Here is a 16,577-nt window from a genome sequence, read left to right as displayed (position 1 = left end):
ACATAGTGATCACCGCAGGAGACGCACGAGATGTTCACCCGCACCCCCCTTCGCCTGGTGCTCGCCTCGGCTACGGCCGTGTGCCTGACCGGCGGCGCGCTCACCCTCTCCGTGAGCGCCGCGAGCGCGGCCACCCCGGCGAAGTACGCCGACGACTTCAACGGGGACGGCTACCGCGACTTCGTCGCCTCCGAACTCGGCGGTGGTTCGGTCACCGTGACCTACGGGACGGCCACCGGACCCGGCACCACGAGCAAGACGTTCACGCAGGCCACCGCGGGCATACCGGGAACCCCCGGGGACGCGGGAGGCTACAGCGACGGCTTCGGCGAGGATCTCGCCACCGCCGACCTCAACCGTGACGGCTACGCCGACCTCGCCGTCGCCGACCGCACGGAGAAGGTCGCCGGCAAGGCCGATTCGGGTGCGGTGACCATCCTCTGGGGCTCGAAGTCCGGCCTCTCCGGCACCAACGCCGTCCGCCTCAAGGTGAACTCCGCCAAGTACCAGGCCTTCGGCAGCGAGATCGAGACCGGCGACTTCAACGGCGACGGCAAGACCGACCTGGCGGTCGCCAACGGCTTGGACACCGTGTACATCTACCGCGGCGGCTTCGCCAAGTCCGGTACGACGGGTAAGGTCACCAAGCACTCCCCGGCCGTGAACAGCGACTACGTCCTCGAGTTCACCGGCCTGGTCGCGGGCAAGGTCACCAAGGACAAGGCGACCGACCTGTACGTCCTCGGCCAGGGCTACCACAACGACAAGATGACCCAGGACGCCTGGTTCCTGCGCGGCGGCTCCACGATCAAGTCCGGCAAGGCCACGGTCCTCAACGGCTCGTCGCCCGACTACAGTCCGACCGGCGTCGTCGCGGACTTCGACAAGGACGGCTACGGCGACCTCGCGGTCAGCGACACGGCGCACAACAGCGGCGCGGGCTCGGTCGTCGTCTGGCGCGGCGGCAGCACCGGCCCGACCACGAAGTACCGCCTCACCCAGGCGACTTCGGGCGTGGCCACGGCCGCCACGAAGCACGACTCCTTCGGCTACGACCTCTCCGCGGGCGACACCAACGGCGACGGCTACCCGGACCTCGCGGTCAGCGCGGTCGAGGAGAAGATCGGCTCGGTGAAGACCGCGGGCGGTGTCCACGTCCTGCGGGGCGGCAAGTCCGGCCTCACCGGCAAGAACTCCCAGTGGTTCAGCCGCGGCACGGCCGGCGTCCCCGGCGACCCGACCGAGGGAGAGATGCTCGGCCTCCTGGTCCGCCTGCGCGACATCGACCGCGACGGCGACAAGGACCTGCTGGTGGGCTCCAACTACGCCTGGGACACCGCGAGCCTCCTCCTCCCGGGCACGAAGTCGGGCATCACGGCGTCCGGGGCGCAGGACCTGACCGTGGGAGTCCCGTTCCCCCAGTAGCAGCTGAAGCGACACGCCTCGCCCGCTACGGTTTCGTCCATGGCGGGGGACACGAACGAGGTCGCGGCGGGCGGGGAGCGCTCGGTGGGGGCGGGCGGGAACGTCGGGGCGGCCGCGACCGGGGACCACAGCACGGCGACGTACATCGAGAACCAGTACGTGCAACAGGCCTCGCCCGCCGCCGAGTTGACCTCGGAGCAGACCGCCGAGGCGCTACGGCGGTACGCCGTCCGGATCCGCGAGACGTACGGCCGGCTGGACCTGGAGGTGCTGATCCCCACGGAGGAAGGGGAGCACCCGCCGGTCGGCCTGGACGAGGTGTTCGTCGCACCGACGGTACGGGCGGACCCGCCGCCGGTGGAGCTGCCGCGGGACATCCGGCAGCGGCTGGTCGACGCGGGGGAGTGGCCGTCGAGTCTGCCGCCGGGGCTGGAGCTGGAGGCGCTGGAACGCGCCCGGCAGGCCTATGCGGAGCGTCCCGCGAGGGACGTCCTGGAGGTACTGGCCGATCCGTCCGAGTCCCGCGTCGTCCTGCTCGGCGACCCCGGTGCGGGCAAGTCGACGCTGTCCCGCCACCTCGCCCTCACGCTCACCCGGGGAGTGCCGCCGGGCGACACGCTGGAACCGCTGGCCGGCCGGGTGCCTCTCGTCGTGGAACTGCGCGAGTACGCGGCGGGGGAGTGGCGAGAGCGGACCTTCGAGGACTTCTTCAAGCATCTGCACGGTACGAAAGGAATGGCGCCGCCTTTTCCCGTCCTGGAACGGCTCCTGGCGGAGGGGCGCGCCGTGGTCGTCTTCGACGGCCTGGACGAGCTGTTCGACCCGGCCGCGCGGGAGCAGGTGAGCCACCGGATCGCGGACTTCGCCGGACGGTACGGGGCGCTCGGCGTGTGCGTCGTGGTGACCTCCCGGCTCATCGGCTACCGGCGCGGAGTACTGGAGCGCTCCGGCTTCGGGCACTACATGATCCAGGACCTGAGCAGGGAGCAGATCGAGAGCTTCGCCCGTCAGTGGTACGACACCGCGTACCCGCACGACGAGCAGCGGGCCGCACAGCTGTTCCGACGTCTCGTCGAAGCCCTCTCCCGTTCCCGCCCGGTCGCCGAACTCGCCGGCAATCCACTGCTGTTGACGATCCTCGCCATCGTCGGCCGGCGACGCGAACTGCCCCGCGACCGTCAGGGCGTCTACCGGCACGCGGTCGCCGTACTGATCGCGCACTGGGACGAACACGCCAAGCACCTGCGTGCCCGGACGGACGTCGAGGCCCTCTCGTTCCTCGGTGACGAGGACCGCCACGAGCTGCTGCGCCTCGTCGCCCGCCAGATGCAGGACGGTGAGGGAGGCATCGCGGGCAACCACATCCACGAGGACGTGCTGCTGGCCACCTTCAAGAAGTACCTGTGTGAGCAGTACGAACTGCCGACCGCGCAGGCGATGTCGGCGGCCCGCACGATGGCCCGCCAGTTCCGCGAGCGGAACTTCATCCTCAGCCACTATGGAGCGGGGGTGTACGGATTCGTCCACCGGGCGTTCCTGGAGTACCTCGCGGCCGAGGACATCGAACTGCGCTACACCCGCTATCGGGAATGGACCCCGGACGGACTGGTCGAGCAGGTCTTCGCGGCGCACGCGGAGGACCCGGCGTGGCACGAGGTGCTGTTGCTGCTGATCGGGCGGATCGGGGAAACAGAGGCCGCGGCGGCGATCGACCTGCTGCTGCGGATGCACAGCCGACGACCCGAACCGTCCTGGCAGGTCCCGCTGTTGGCCTTGGCGGTGCGTGCCCTGTCGGAAGTACGCAGGATCGGCAGGCTGGCGGGGCAGAGTCAGGGGGTGGTGAACGCGATCATCCGGTGCCTGGAGACAGCCGATTCGGAGTACGGCCTCATCGACTCGACGGATCACATCCTCTCGGCGCTGAGATCGTTCCCGCCTCAGTGGAGCGGCCACCGGCTGCTGCAGCGCTGGTTCCATCTGCGAGGACAGTTCAATCCGTGGCACGGGCGGTCGGAGCTGGCCGCCGCGTCGTACCGGGAGCCAAGGGTGCCACTGGCCCTGGCCGTACATGCCCAGCACACCCCTGTGCGCCTGAGCCTTCTCAACATGCTGGCCACGCAGTGTGGTTCGGAGCCGCTGGTCCAGGAGTGTCTCAGGGACCGCGCGCTGTCGGACCCCGACGACAAGGTGCGTGCCCGAGCGTTGCTGGAGCTGTCGAAGGTGGCCGGAGCCGCACCGGAGGTGATGGCTCTGATCAGGGAACGGTCTGTCGCGGACACCGCGTTGGAGGTGCGTGCACCGGCCTTGTCCCTGCGCGAGGACGACGAGGCCGAAGCGCTGTGGGCGCCCGTCATGCAACTGGCTCCGGAGCAGGCGCAGGCCGTGACCCTCCTGGCCCAGTACCGGGGGACCCACTCCGAGGTCCGGGACCTGCTGTGCCGGCTGGTCGTGGAAGGCTCGGAATACGCCGTGCGCGCCGCGGCGCTACGTGGTCTGGGCCTCACCTCCGGGCCTGACGAGGAACAGCTGCAGGAACTGATCCGGTGGAGGGCGCTGGAGGACCCCCTCGGTTTTCTCAGGCGGGAGGCACTGGATCTGCTCGCGGACGGGCCCGAGAAAACGGAGCTCCTTCTCGACCGTGCGGTGAACGACGTGGACTGGACCGTCAGACTGGGCGCCTTGCAGACTCTCCGCTACGCGCACCCGGACGCCCCCGTCACGGAGCATCTGGCACGGCGTCAAGCCGTCGAGGACAAAGAACCGTTCGTGCGTGGGGCCGCATGCACCGACCTCGTCGAGGTGGCGGGTGAACAGGACGGTACGTGGGAGTTCCTCCGCGAGCGTGCCGCGCGGGAAACCAATCCCTACGCACGCAGACACGCTCTCGCCGGCCTGGTCAAGCTGCGGCCGGACGACCCCGAGACCTGGGCGGAAGCCTGGAACTTCGTCACCGGGGAGTCCGACGGGATCGCCCGCGCGCCGGTCCTTCAAGCGATGGCCGAGTTCGGGGACCGTTCCGACGCATGGACCCTGACCTTGGACCGGCTGAGAAACGATCCCGAGACGGAAGTACGGATCACGGCACTCCGCCTTCTCAGGTTCCAGGAGGACGACGAGGCCGGCCTGCGGCGCGCCACGCTGCGGGAGCGTGCCATCGACGAGGCGGACAGGCCGGTCAGGAAGCTGGCCCTCGCTCTACTGGCCACGGGCGACCAGGAGGAACCGCTGATCAGGGAGTTCGCCACAGATCCCGCCCCCGAGATCCGGGTCGAAGCCCTGCTCTGGTGGGCCGTGTGCGACACCGACGACAGCGTCGTCGAGCCCCTGCGCCAGGCGCTCACCACCGACCTCGACCCCGCCGTACGCGTCGCCGCCGTCCAGTGCCTCGCCTTCGGCTGGCCGGCCCACCCGGCGACGATTCCGTTGCTGCGGGAGCGGGCCGAGGCGGACGAAGACGAAGGCGTACGCGTGGAGTCCGCCCGCGCCCTGGCGGCAGCGGAAGCGCTAGCGCCCCTCGCCGACCAACTCCCCTGAGAGGAAGGCCCTGAACCCACCGATGCCCGGTGTCTCAGATGCCGCGCGGCAGTTTGTAGCTGCGCCTGCTCCAGGACCGGGACATGGCCAGCAGGACGGTCAGTTCGCCCAGGATCAGCAGGACTACGACGCCCTTCAGCGCCACGTCCCACGTCAGCTCTTCACGTGAGTCGTATCCCCAGCGGTCACCAGCGAACACGACGGAACCCTTCCGCGTCCGCTCGGCCCCCGCGTCCACGTCCCCCTCGCCGGTACGACCGTCGGAGAAACGCCAGGTCGCGGGGCAGGTATACAGCGGCGCGCCCTTGGAGGGCCGAGTGGAACACTGCCGCACGCTCAGCACCTCGGCCCGTTCCCCCGTGACCAGCCGCTCGGCTTGCGGATACAGCCACAGGGCCACGCCGACGAGCGCGCCCAGACTCACGACGACCAGCAGCCGGAACCACGTCCGCCGCCGCTTCCGCGTCCCGGGGCGTTCGAGCATCCCCGTCGGATCCGGGCCCTCCCTCACGTCACTTGGAAACGCTGGTGAGGAAGGCGGCCCAGGTGGAGGGGGAGAGGGTGAGGTGCGGGCCGGTACCGGTGGGCTGCTTGGAGTCGCGGAGGTGGATGGTGGTCGGGGTGACGGCGACTTCGAGGCATTCGCCGCCCTCGCCGCTGCTGTAGCTGGACTTGAACCAGGCGAGCTGCTCGGTGTTCATAGCTCCTCCAGCTTCCGCTCGATCAACTTCCGGGTCTCCGAAGGGGAGAGTGCCATCGCCCGCATGATCCCATAGCGGTCCGCGATCTTCCGTACCTCTTCCAGATCAGTGAGCAGCCGGGGGTACCCCTGGGACTCCGTGTACGCCACCTGCCCGCGTCCCTTGGGCGTCAGCAGGTTGAACGCGCTGTCCAGGCTGGGGTGTTCCTCCACCCGCGTCGGCATCACCTGGATCTCGACGTTCTGCATCTGGCCCACGTGCAGCATGCGCCGCAGCTGCTCCGCGTGCACACTCCGTCCCCCGATGGGCCGGTCCAGCAGGACCTCTTCGAGGACGTAGCTCACGATCGGAGCCGGGTCACGGTCGAAGACCTGTTGCCGGGAGAGCCTGTCCGCCACTCGCCTCTCGATCGTCTCCTGGTCGAGGAAGGGCCGACGTTTCACGAAGACGGCCAGGGCGTGATCCGCGGTCTGCAACAGGCCGGGCACACCGCTGTTGGCATAGAAGTGCAGCTCAACCGCCTCCGCCTCCAACCCCGCATAGCTCCGGTACCACTCCGGATGCCGAGTCCGCGACCGCGTCATCGCCTCCTCGACATCCGGAATCACCTCCAGCAACAGCCCCCCGGCATCCAGCAGTTCGTCGGCCTGCTTCAACACCTCCGGTCGAATGATCCGCACCCCGCGCTCCATCGCCGAGATCGCGTCGGGCCCGTACCCCACCAGCTTCCCGAACTCCTTCTGCGTAAGTCCCTTCCGCTCGCGCAGGAACTTGAGCATCTTGCCGAGCGCGACGAACAACGCCGTCGTCCCCTCGGCCTCCGCGGGCGTCTCCGGCCTCCGCTCACCCACGCGCCTCACCCCTCCCACCCGACAAACCGACACCGAACCCTTCGCACCCGTACAGCTACCGAGAGTCGCCGGGTTGCTCCTGGTCAGAGTAGGGACAACCCACCACGCTCAGTCACGTGAACGCCGAAATCTCCACCCCCACCGACGAACTGACCCAGCGTCTGAGCGCGACCCCACGCGGCGCCCGCCTCGCCCGTAGACTCACCGCCGCCCAGCTCACGGACTGGGGCTACCCCCACGGCTCCGACGCGAACGACACCGCCCAGCACCTCGTCGCCGAGCTCGCCGCCAACGCCGTCACCCACGGCCGCGTCCCCGGCCGGGACTTCGAGCTGCGGCTGCTGCTCCTCCCGGGGAACACTCTCCGTATCGAGGTCAGTGATCCGCGCGGCGACCGCCGGCTCCGTTTCGTCACCGAGCCGGAGAGCGAGCACGGGCGAGGGCTCGTCCTCGTCTCTCTCCTCGCCGCCACCTGGGGCGTCAGCGACCGCCCCGTCGGCAAGACCGTCTGGGCCGAACTCCCGCTCAGGGAGCCGGAGTCGATCTCCTCCGCCGGCTCTCCACCACCGTGTCCGCGAACGCCCGCGCCGGCGGACTGAGAGCGTCCCAACGCCGTACCGCCCACCCGACGGGGAGGGGACGGAGAAGGGGTACGGGGATCAGCCGCAACGCCCCTTCCCCCGGCACCGCAAGCCCCGGCAGCGCCGGCACCACCGCCCGCCCCACCCCCAGCTCCGCCAGCAGCAGCGCCGTGTCCCAGTCGGCCACGCTCGTGTCGTACCCGAAGCCGACCCCCAACTCCGCGCAGGCGGAGTCCAGATGGGCGGCGGACGCGGAGTTCGGGGGCAGGCGTATCAGGCGTACGCCGGTCAGCTCGGCCGCGTCCACGGAGGCGCGGTCGGCCAGGGGGTCGTCGGCGCGGACCGCCAGTACCCACGGCAACTCCACCACCGGGCGCTGCTCGATGCCACGGACCGGCGGGCCCAGCGTGATCCACGCCAGGTCCAGCGCCCCGTCCGCCAGCGCGTCGAAGCTCCCGCGGCCCGAACTGACCGTGCGGAACTCGAGGTTGACGTTCGGATGCCGGTGCCGGAACGCCACCACCGCGTCCGACATGAAGTGCCGTACCGTCGTCGCGCCCGTCGCCACGCGGACGTGCCCGCTCTCGCCCTCGACGAGATCGCGCAACTGCCTTACGGCGAGGTCGAGTCCGGAGATCCCTTCGGCCGCCGCGGCCTCAAGCAGACGTCCCGCCTGGGTGGGTACTACTCCGCGTGCCTGACGCTCCAGCAGTGCCACGCCCGTCTCGCGCTCCAGGCGCTTCACGTGCTGGCTCACCGCCGACTGTGTACAACCCAGGTCCCGGGCCACCGCGCTGAGGCTCCCGGCCCGGCACACCGCCACGAATACGCGCAGGTCATCGAGGGTCATGAGATCCAAGCTAACACTTGGGGCCCGCCACAAATCCCAAGGATTGACTCTGCTGACCCGCCCGTACGACGATCCTCGCAGGGCCCAAAGGGCGGCAACCCGCTCCGCGTCCCCAGCCGGATCCGGACCGGCCGGGGGGAGGGAGCGGGTGCCGACCCAGACGTCGAAGGGAAGCCGCCGTGCAGCGGACACCTGTCACCCACCAAGCCACAGCCCTCATGCGGGACTTGGGCGCCGATCAGCAGTCGCATCCCGGCGGGACGCTGCTCGCGCATCTCGACCGGGTGCGCGCCCGGCTCGCCGGCTGGGGCGCCCGGCCCGCGCTGCAACTCGCGGGCCTGACCCATGCCGCGTACGGCACCGACGGCTTCCCCACCGCGCTGCTCTCCCTCGACCGGCGCGCCGAACTGGCCGCCGTGATCGGCCCGGAAGCCGAGGAGATCGTCTACTTCTACGCGAGCTGCGACCGCCGGGCCAGCTACCCCGACTTCGCCACTCCCGGCGGCTACTTCCGCGACCGCTTCACGGGCCGCGCCCTCACCCCGCCCACCCACCTCCGCCAGGACTTCGCCGAGCTCACCGCCGCCAACGAGCTCGATCTCGCCTACCGCAACCGGGACTTCCGTACCCAGTGGGGGCCCGAACTCCTCGCCCTGTTCACCCGTTTCCAGCCGCTGCTGAGCGAGGCCGCCTGGCGCGACTGCCTCGCCGTCCTGGGCTCGGCCCGGCGGCACAACGGTTCCTGACGTCCGGAGGCCGGGCTCGCGGCACCACTCTTGACGTCCGGAGGCCGGCTCGCGGCACGGCTCTTGACTTCCCAAGACCCCCGCGCCACATTCCCCTCCCCACACCTGCCGAAAATCCGCATCACCCCGCACCTCCGCACCTCCGCACCTGAGCAACTCACCCCATCCCTCGTCCGGTTGGAGCGACCTGCCATGGCCACGAGCGCGGAACCCGCGAGACCCACCCACCTTCCCGGCGGACGTCCCAGCCGACGCCAAGTGCTCGGCACCACGGCCGCCACCGGCCTCGCCCTCGCGGCCGGGACCCGCGGGGCGGCCGCCGCCGACCTCCCCCTCCTCGGCACGTACGACGTCGTCGTCATCGGGTCCGGCGCGGCCGGGATGACCGCGGCCCTCACGGCGGCCAAGCGGGGGCTCAGCACCGTCGTACTCGAAAAGGCGCCGACCTTCGGCGGGTCCGCGGCCCGTTCCGGTGCCGGGATCTGGATCCCCAACAACCCGGTGATCCTCGCCGCCGGCGTCCCGGACACCCCGGCCAAGGCGGCCGCCTATCTCGCCGCCGTCGTCGGCTCGGACGTCCCCGCCGCCCGGCAGCAGGCCTTCCTCGCCCACGGCCCCGCCATGATCTCCTTCGTCATGGCGAACAGCCCCCTCCGCTTCCGCTGGATGGAGGGCTACAGCGACTACTACCCCGAGCTCGCCGGCGGCCTCCCGAACGGCCGCTCCATCGAACCCGACCAGCTCGACGGCAAGCTCCTGGGCGCCGAGCTCGCCCACCTCAACCCGCCGTACATGCAGGTTCCGACGGGGATGGTCGTCTTCAGCGCCGACTACAAGTGGCTCGCCCTCGCCGCGGTGAGCGTCAAGGGCGCCGCCGTCGCCGCCGAGTGCCTGGCGCGCGGCACGAAGGCGGCGGCGCTGGGGCAGACGCCGCTGACCATGGGGCAGTCGCTGGCCGCCGGGCTGCGGAAGGGGCTGCTGGACGCGGGGGTTCCGGTCTGGCTCAACACCCCGCTCACCGATCTGTACGTCGAGAACGGCAAGGTGACCGGGGCCGTCGTGACGCGCGACGGCGCCTCCGGCCTGGTCCGCGCCCGCCGGGCCGTCGTCGTCGGCTCCGGCGGCTTCGAGCACAACGCGGCCATGCGGGCCCAGTACCAGCAGCAGCCCATCGGGACGGACTGGACGGTCGGCGCGAAGGAGAACACGGGCGACGGCATCCGGGCGGGGCAGGCGGCGGGTGCCGCGCTCGGCCTGATGGAGGACGCCTGGTGGGGCCCGGCCATCCCGCTCCCCGACCAGCCGTACTTCTGCCTCGCCGAACGCACCCTCCCCGGCGGCCTCCTCATCAACCAGGCCGGCGCCCGCTTCGTCAACGAGGCCGCGCCCTACAGCGACGTCGTCCACACCATGTACGAGCGCAACCCCACCGCCCCCGACATCCCGGCCTGGCTGATCGTCGACCAGAACTACCGCAACCGGTACCTCTTCAAGGACGTCGCCCCGACCTTCGTACTCCCGGACGACTGGTACACGTCCGGCGCCGCGTACAAGGCATGGACCCTGGACGCCCTGGCCACGGCGGTAGGCGTCTCCTCGGCCGCCCTCCGCGCCACGGTCAACCGCTTCAACTCCCTCGCCCTGACAGGCACGGACACCGACTTCCACCGCGGCGACAGCGCCTACGACCACTACTACACGGACCCCTCCGTCCTCCCCGACTCCTGCCTCGCCCCCCTCTGGCTGCCCCCGTACTACGCCTTCCGTATCGTCCCCGGCGACCTCGGCACGAAGGGCGGCATGATCACGGACGCGCGGGCCCGGGTACTGCGGCCCGACGGCACGGTGATCTCCGGCCTGTACGCCGCCGGGAACGCCAGCTCGGCGGTGATGGGCCACAGCTACGCGGGCGCGGGCTCGACGATCGGCCCGGCGATGACGTTCGGCTATATCGCGGCGCTGGACATCGCGGGGGCGCTCTAGTCCTTGCGCACGATCAGGGCCGCCTGCGGGGTCGGCTCCGTGCCCCGGGGCTCGCGCAGGGTGCGTGAGACGGGCGCGAAACCGGCCGCCCGGAGCAGCTCCGCCATCTGTTCCGGGCGGCGGCGCAGGAAGTCCAGCGTCACCGGGTGCCCGAAGGGCTGTTCATGGCGGCGGGGCACGTCGCCGACCTGGAAGGCGAGCAGGAGGTGGCCGCCGGGCACGAGCACACGGTGGAACTCGGCGAACAGGGAAGGGAGTTCGTCCACCGGGGTGTGGATGGAGGAGTACCAGGAGACCACCCCGGCGAGGGCCTCGTCCGCGAGGTCCAGCGCCAGCATCGACCCACGCTCGAACCGCAGCTCCGGATGCTCGCGGCGGGCGATGGCGAGCATCGACTCCGAGAGGTCGAGCCCGAACACGTCCAGCCCGAGGGAGGCGAGAAACCGCGTCACACGGCCGGGACCGCACCCCAGATCGGCCACGGCCCCGCCCTTGCCCACGAGTTCGGCGAACCCGGCGAGCACGGCCCGGTCCAGCGGGGACTCGGCGAGCGGATCCAGGAAGAGCTGGGCGTAGTCCTCGGCGATGGCGTCGTAGAAGATCCGAGTACTGGTCACGAACTCTGCGTCGGTCATGCCCGCGGACCCTAGCCGCCCCCACTGACAGTCAGGCCACCCCCACCGCCCGCAGCACCGCCGCCGTCCCCGCCGCCCCGAGGACCACCGCCACGAACGGCGCCCGCCGCCACGCCAGTACGCCTCCCACCAGCACCCCGGCCGGCCGCGCCCACCCCGCGAACCCCCCGCCCTCGGTCAGCGCCCCGGTCGCCAGCAGCGCGGCCAGCAGGACGATCGCGCCCGCCGACAGCAACTCCTGCGCCCGGGGCGGGATTTCGACCCGCCCGTGCAGCACCGGTCCCACCAGCCGGAAGGCGTACGTGCCAACCGCCAGCGCGAGCATCATGACGACCGTCGGGTTCATGCCGGGTCCTTCCGGGTGTGGAGGGCGAGGCCGCACAGGGCCAGCAGCACCGGCACGCCCGCCGGGACGGCAGGCGTGAGAGCGAGGGCGATCGCCGCGCCGAGCAGAGCGCATCGTCGTATGCGCGCGTCTTCACGGAGAGTCGGCAGTACGAGTGCCACGAGCACCGCCGGGAACGCCGCGTCCAGGCCGTACGTCGCCGTGTCGCCGAGCGCGTTCCCGGCGAGCGCGCCCAGCAGGACGCCCACGTTCCAGACGGTGAACAGGCCGAGCCCGGAGACCCAGAAGGCGGCCCGGCGTCGTACGGGATCAGGCTGGGCGAGTGCGAAGGCGGTCGTCTCGTCGGTCACCAGGTGGGCGCCGAGGGCGCGGGCCCAGCGGCCCCGGCCGATGACGTCCGCGACGGCGAGGCTGAAGGCCGCCGTGCGGGTGTTGAGGAGCAGGCCGGTCGCGGCCGCCGCCAGCGGGCCGCCCCCGGCGAGCAGCACGCCGACCGCGCTGAACTGGGCCGAGCCCGCGTACACGATCAGGGACATGGTCACCGGCACCCACACCGGAAGACCGCCGGCCACGGCGATCGCGCCGAAGGAGACGCCGACGACACCGCCCGCGAGCCAGAGCAGCGAGGCGTCGCGGATCAGCTCCCCGCGCCAGGATGTTCGTTCTGCCGTACGCATGTTCTCTACAATGGACAGCAGTGGAAGTGTTCGTCAAGGTGAACGATCGTACCGATGGAGCGAACGACATGACCGACAGCCCGTCCCGCCTCCCCCTGGAGTGGATCGCCGCCTCCCTCAAGCGGGAGCGGGCCCGCGCCGGGCTGTCGCTGTCCGAGCTGGCCAAGCGGGCCGGGATCGCGAAGTCGACGCTGTCGCAGCTGGAGGCCGGGGCCGGGAATCCGAGCGTGGAGACGCTGTGGGCGCTGGGTGTGGCGCTGGGCGTGCCGTTCAGTGTTCTGGTGGAGCCGCCCGCGCCGTCCGTGCAGGTCATCCGGGCGGGACAGGGGCCGAGCGTGGCGTCCGAGAAGGCCGAGTACGCGGCCACGCTGCTGAGTGCCAGCCCGCCCGGGGCGCGCCGGGACATCTACCACCTGCGGGCCGAGCCGGGCGCGGTACGGGAATCGGAACCGCACATTCCGGGGACCGTCGAGCACCTGATCGTCGGGACCGGGCGGGTGAAGGCCGGGCCGGCGGGGGAGACGGTGGAGCTGGAGCCCGGGGACTACATGACGTACCGCGGGGATGTGCCGCACTCGTACGAGGCGCTGGCGCCCGGGACGACGTTCGTGCTGGTCATGCAGCACGTGTAGCGCGGGGAAAGGCAGGAGCCCCGACACCTTGCGGCGCGGGGCTCCTTGGGTACTGCTATCTGTTCCGGATCAAAGCACCAGGCTCCGAGACCGAATGATCAGACTGATCGGACTGATCAGACGGGGGTGACGTTCTCCGCCTGCGGGCCCTTCGGGCCCTGGGTCACGTCGAAGGAGACCTGCTGGTTCTCCTCCAGCGAACGGAAGCCGCTCGCGTTGATCGCGGAGTAGTGAACGAAGACGTCGGGGCCGCCGCCTTCCTGGGCGATGAAGCCAAAGCCCTTTTCGGCGTTGAACCACTTCACGGTTCCGGTAGCCATAAGCCCTCCTTGGGCCCAAAGGGTTGCCCTGCTCCAGAACCCTGCAAGTGTGAAAACTAAAGTCCCGCACAACTGCATACGTCTGAAAACGACTAGAGCCCGCGGTTACATGCTCCGCAGGCTCTGTACTGCAAGGGAAACCAAACTGCAACTTGCGGCGAGCCTAGCACGCAGGCAGCCGAAAGCAATAGAGGCCAAGATCACGTCACTCGGACGTTTGAAGATCCCGTAGGCGGTTGACGGGAGAGGCCGGTGGGGCATCGGTGACTCCGGCGGCCCACCCTGGAGCCTGCACCGTACCTCATAGGGTCTAGCCTCGCGATGTGGACAATTCTCGCACCCGGCCGCGCGTCGGCCACATCCAGTTCCTGAACTGCCTGCCCCTGTACTGGGGGCTCGCGAGAACGGGCACGCTCCTCGACTTCGAGCTGACGAAGGACACCCCGGAGAAGCTCAGCGAGCAGCTGGTGCGCGGAGACCTCGACATCGGGCCCATCACCCTCGTCGAGTTCCTCCGCAACGCGGACGACCTGGTCGCCTTCCCCGACATCGCCGTCGGCTGCGACGGCCCGGTCATGTCCTGCGTGATCGTCTCGCAGGTCCCGCTGGACGAGTTGGACGGCGCGAGGGTCGCCCTCGGCTCGACGTCCCGCACGTCGGTCCGCCTGGCCCAGCTCCTCCTCGCCGAGCGGTACGGCGTCCAGCCGGACTACTACACCTGCCCGCCCGACCTCAGCCTGATGATGCAGGAGGCGGAGGCGGCGGTGCTCATCGGGGACGCCGCACTGCGCGCCAACCTCCTCGACGGCCCGCGGTTCGGCCTTGAGGTGCACGACCTCGGCACGCTGTGGAAGGAGTGGACCGGGCTGCCCTTCGTGTTCGCGGTCTGGGCGGCGCGCCGCGACTACGCCGACCGCGAGCCGGCCATCACCCGCCAGGTCCACCAGGCCTTCCTCGACTCCCGCAACCTCTCCCTGGAAGAGGTCGGCAAGGTCGCCGAGCAGGCGGCCCGCTGGGAGGACTTCGACGAGCAGGTCCTGGAGCAGTACTTCACCACCCTCGACTTCCGCTTCGGCGGCCCCCAACTGGCGGCGGTCGCCGAGTTCGCCCGCCGAGTCGGCCCGACGACCGGCTTCCCGGCGGACGTGAAGGTCGACCTGCTCCAGCCGTAACCACCAACAGTGAGTTGGCTGTGGAACGGCGCACTACCCTTTTCACGTCGTGTACGGGGGAGGGGTGGACGCCATGCAGCCGCTGGGAGCCGACGAGCCCACCGTCGTGGGGCCCTACCGGCTGCTCGGCCGACTGGGCTCCGGCGGGATGGGCCGCGTCTACCTGGGCCGCAGTGCCGGGGGCCGCACGGTCGCGGTGAAGATCGTGCACCCGCACTTCGCGCTGGACGAGGAGTTCCGGGCCCGTTTCCGCCGGGAGGTGGAGGCGGCGCGGCGGGTGGGCGGGGCATGGACGGCGCCGGTCCTGGACGCGGACCCGGAGGCGGCGGTCCCGTGGGTCGCGACGGCGTACGCGGCGGGCCCGTCGCTGGCAGCGGCCGTGGCGGACCGCGGCCCGCTTCCCACTCATTCGGTACGGGCGCTGGGCGCGGGCCTCGCGGAGGCGCTGGCCGCGGTGCACGAACTGGGCCTCGTCCACCGGGACGTGAAGCCGTCCAACGTCCTGCTCACCCTCGACGGCCCCCTCCTGATCGACTTCGGCATCGCCCGCGCGACGGACGGCACGGCGTCGCTCACGTCGACCGGCGTCTCGATCGGCTCGCCGGGCTACATGTCTCCGGAGCAGATCCTCGGCAAGGGTGCGACGGGGGCGGCGGACGTCTTCTCACTCGGCGCGGTACTCGCGTACGCGGCGACCGGTGAACCCCCCTTCCCCGGCGACTCCTCGGCCGCCCTCCTCTACAAGGTCGTCCACGAACAGCCCGAACTCGGTTCGCTGAGCGGCGAGTTGCGCGAGGTGGTGGAGACCTGCCTGACGAAGGACCCGACCGACCGGCCTCTGCCCGCCGAAGTGGCCCGCCGCCTCGCTCCCGAGGGCGCGGCCCGACTGGTGACCGGCGGGTGGCTGCCGGGGGCGCTGGTGGAACAGGTGAGCCGAAGCGCCGTACAGCTGCTGAACCTTGAGGTACGGGAGGCGCCGTCGGGGCCGGTGGGGTTCAGCAGTCCTTCGGTGGGGGGTGGGGTTGCGGTCGGGTCGGAGGGGCGGGTGACGGCTGGGGGCCCTGGGTCGGCGGGGCAGGCGACGGCTGGGGGTTCGGGGGCGGCCGGGCAGGTGACTGCCGGTGGGCAGGGGGCCGGGGAGGCGACAGTTGGGCAAGGGGCTGGAGAGGCGGCGGCCGTTGGGCAGGGGGCGGTTGGGGCGTTCGGGCCGGCGCCGGTGATGCCGGGGGCTGCGACCGGTGTGCCGTCCGCGCCGCCGCCTGCGTTTCCTCCCGCGCCTCCGCCCGAAATTCCTCCCGCACTTCCATCCGCGCCGCCGACCTCATTTCCTCCCACACCTTCGTCCACGCCTACGCCGGGCTCCCCGGTCGGTTCGCCGTCCGTCTCCGTGACGGAACCCCGGGATGCGGTGCCCGGGGAGCAGCGGCCGGGGAAGTTGTCGGTGTCCGTGGCGGCTTCGTCGGGGCCGGGGGACGGCGGGCGCGGGCGGCGGCTGAGCTGCACGGTGGCGTTGGCGGTCGCGGGGGCGTTGGCCGCGGTGACCGTGGGGTCGGTGTTCGTGTTCGATCTGCTGCCGGGCGGTGGGGACGACAGCTCGGCGAGCAGCGATTCGGGGGCCGGGGCGTACTCGTCGGCGCCGAGTCCGAGGCCGAGTTCGAGTTCTTCCGCGGGGGCTTCTTCGAGTGCTTCCGGTACGGCGACGCCGAGCGGGGTGGCGAGTGATGTGCCGGGGCTGCCGGGTGTCGTACCGGCCGCGTACATCGGCACTTGGGAGGGCGAGGGGCTTGCCCTCAACGGGGCCCTGCCCATGGGCACGTTCCGGTTGACCGTGCATCAGGCGGCCGTGGGGCAGGAGTTGGGGCGGATGCGGCAGACCGATCAGATCGGCGGGGTCTGCGATGACGTACTGACGCTGAAGAAGGTGACGAAGACGGAGCTTGTGACGACGTCGGTGGGCGCCGAGTCCAACCACGCGGGCTGCGACCCGGCGCCGCACACGGTCCGGCTGTCGCTGGCGGGGGACGACTTGAAGTACGCGGCGGAGAGCGAGGCGGAGGGGAATCCGACGGCGCGGTTGTCGCGGGTCAAGTAGGGCGAGGGGGTGGGGCGGTGTCGGTGCCGCCC

Annotated in this window: 16 protein-coding genes; 8 read left to right on the top strand and 8 right to left on the bottom strand. The window is 71.0% G+C overall.

Annotation, left to right across the window (positions count from 1 at the left end; translation table 11 throughout):
* Nucleotides 1-30 precede the first annotated feature (30 nt).
* Together ABZ848_RS14460 and ABZ848_RS14455 are read left to right on the top strand one after the other, a co-directional pair.
* Entirely contained in the window at nucleotides 31-1,425 is a 1,395-nt protein-coding gene (locus ABZ848_RS14460) for an FG-GAP and VCBS repeat-containing protein (protein WP_360830623.1), read from the top strand.
* Nucleotides 1,426-1,464: 39 nt separating this feature from the next.
* A complete protein-coding gene (locus ABZ848_RS14455; protein ID WP_360830620.1) occupies nucleotides 1,465-4,959 on the top strand; it encodes a HEAT repeat domain-containing protein in 3,495 nt (1,164 codons plus the stop codon).
* 34 nt (nucleotides 4,960-4,993) lie between these two features.
* Here ABZ848_RS14455 and ABZ848_RS14450 read toward each other — a convergent pair whose 3' ends face one another.
* The 3 genes from ABZ848_RS14450 to ABZ848_RS14440 are packed head-to-tail and all read right to left on the bottom strand — an operon-like array spanning nucleotide 4,994 to nucleotide 6,511.
* The gene (locus ABZ848_RS14450; RefSeq protein WP_360830617.1) at nucleotides 4,994-5,443 is read right to left on the bottom strand and encodes a hypothetical protein; all 450 of its coding nucleotides are present in this window, start codon (nucleotides 5,441-5,443) and stop codon (nucleotides 4,994-4,996) included.
* 28 nt (nucleotides 5,444-5,471) lie between these two features.
* On the bottom strand, nucleotides 5,472-5,660 hold the full coding sequence (locus ABZ848_RS14445; protein WP_360830614.1) for a DUF397 domain-containing protein: 189 nt from the start codon (nucleotides 5,658-5,660) through the stop codon (nucleotides 5,472-5,474).
* Nucleotides 5,657-6,511, bottom strand: a complete 855-nt coding sequence (locus ABZ848_RS14440) for a helix-turn-helix transcriptional regulator (RefSeq protein WP_360830611.1) — start codon at nucleotides 6,509-6,511, stop codon at nucleotides 5,657-5,659. Before ABZ848_RS14440 ends, ABZ848_RS14445 begins: the two co-directional genes overlap by 4 nt.
* A gap of 116 nt (nucleotides 6,512-6,627) precedes the next feature.
* Here ABZ848_RS14440 and ABZ848_RS14435 point away from each other — a divergent pair, with 116 nt between their 5' ends.
* Complete coding sequence (locus ABZ848_RS14435) at nucleotides 6,628-7,110, top strand: ATP-binding protein (RefSeq protein ID WP_360830609.1); 483 nt, start codon at nucleotides 6,628-6,630, stop codon at nucleotides 7,108-7,110.
* On the opposite strand, the gene ABZ848_RS14430 is transcribed toward ABZ848_RS14435, so the two are convergent.
* Nucleotides 7,037-7,942: a LysR family transcriptional regulator gene (locus ABZ848_RS14430; RefSeq protein ID WP_360830606.1), complete on the bottom strand. Its 906-nt coding sequence runs from the start codon at nucleotides 7,940-7,942 to the stop codon at nucleotides 7,037-7,039. The two genes, ABZ848_RS14435 and ABZ848_RS14430, sit on opposite strands and share 74 nt — an antisense overlap.
* Nucleotides 7,943-8,160: 218 nt before the next feature.
* Here ABZ848_RS14430 and ABZ848_RS14425 point away from each other — a divergent pair, with 218 nt between their 5' ends.
* Nucleotides 8,161-8,688, top strand: coding sequence for a DUF6817 domain-containing protein (locus ABZ848_RS14425; protein ID WP_360830950.1), 528 nt, complete (start codon nucleotides 8,161-8,163; stop codon nucleotides 8,686-8,688).
* A gap of 192 nt (nucleotides 8,689-8,880) precedes the next feature.
* Nucleotides 8,881-10,671, top strand: a complete 1,791-nt coding sequence (gene kstD, locus ABZ848_RS14420; RefSeq protein ID WP_360830603.1) for a 3-oxosteroid 1-dehydrogenase — start codon at nucleotides 8,881-8,883, stop codon at nucleotides 10,669-10,671.
* Here kstD and ABZ848_RS14415 read toward each other — a convergent pair.
* Genes ABZ848_RS14415 through ABZ848_RS14405 form a run of 3 tightly spaced genes read right to left on the bottom strand, consistent with a single transcriptional unit; the run spans nucleotide 10,668 to nucleotide 12,329 of the window.
* Nucleotides 10,668-11,306 (bottom strand): methyltransferase domain-containing protein, encoded by a 639-nt coding sequence (locus ABZ848_RS14415; protein WP_360830600.1) that lies wholly within the window; start codon nucleotides 11,304-11,306, stop codon nucleotides 10,668-10,670. The two genes, kstD and ABZ848_RS14415, sit on opposite strands and share 4 nt — an antisense overlap.
* A gap of 31 nt (nucleotides 11,307-11,337) precedes the next feature.
* Nucleotides 11,338-11,652, bottom strand: a complete 315-nt coding sequence (locus ABZ848_RS14410) for an AzlD domain-containing protein (RefSeq protein ID WP_360830597.1) — start codon at nucleotides 11,650-11,652, stop codon at nucleotides 11,338-11,340.
* Complete coding sequence (locus tag ABZ848_RS14405) at nucleotides 11,649-12,329, bottom strand: AzlC family ABC transporter permease (protein WP_360830595.1); 681 nt, start codon at nucleotides 12,327-12,329, stop codon at nucleotides 11,649-11,651. The genes ABZ848_RS14410 and ABZ848_RS14405 overlap by 4 nt, the downstream gene beginning before the upstream one ends.
* A 68-nt stretch (nucleotides 12,330-12,397) precedes the next feature.
* Here ABZ848_RS14405 and ABZ848_RS14400 point away from each other — a divergent pair, with 68 nt between their 5' ends.
* Nucleotides 12,398-12,961, top strand: a complete 564-nt coding sequence (locus tag ABZ848_RS14400; protein ID WP_360830592.1) for an XRE family transcriptional regulator — start codon at nucleotides 12,398-12,400, stop codon at nucleotides 12,959-12,961.
* Between the two features lie 116 nt (nucleotides 12,962-13,077).
* Here ABZ848_RS14400 and ABZ848_RS14395 read toward each other — a convergent pair whose 3' ends face one another.
* Nucleotides 13,078-13,281, bottom strand: coding sequence for a cold-shock protein (locus ABZ848_RS14395; RefSeq protein WP_003992177.1), 204 nt, complete (start codon nucleotides 13,279-13,281; stop codon nucleotides 13,078-13,080).
* Between the two features lie 323 nt (nucleotides 13,282-13,604).
* On the opposite strand from ABZ848_RS14395, the gene ABZ848_RS14390 reads away from it, so the two are divergent.
* The gene (locus ABZ848_RS14390; RefSeq protein WP_360830589.1) at nucleotides 13,605-14,453 is read left to right on the top strand and encodes a menaquinone biosynthesis protein; all 849 of its coding nucleotides are present in this window, start codon (nucleotides 13,605-13,607) and stop codon (nucleotides 14,451-14,453) included.
* 73 nt (nucleotides 14,454-14,526) lie between these two features.
* Nucleotides 14,527-16,545, top strand: coding sequence for a serine/threonine-protein kinase (locus ABZ848_RS14385; protein ID WP_360830586.1), 2,019 nt, complete (start codon nucleotides 14,527-14,529; stop codon nucleotides 16,543-16,545).
* The last annotated feature ends 32 nt before the right edge of the window (nucleotides 16,546-16,577 follow it).

The organism is Streptomyces sp. NPDC047081, assembly GCF_040643775.1.
GTDB lineage: Bacteria > Actinomycetota > Actinomycetes > Streptomycetales > Streptomycetaceae > Streptomyces.
This window is presented reverse-complemented; position numbering and strand designations above follow the sequence as displayed.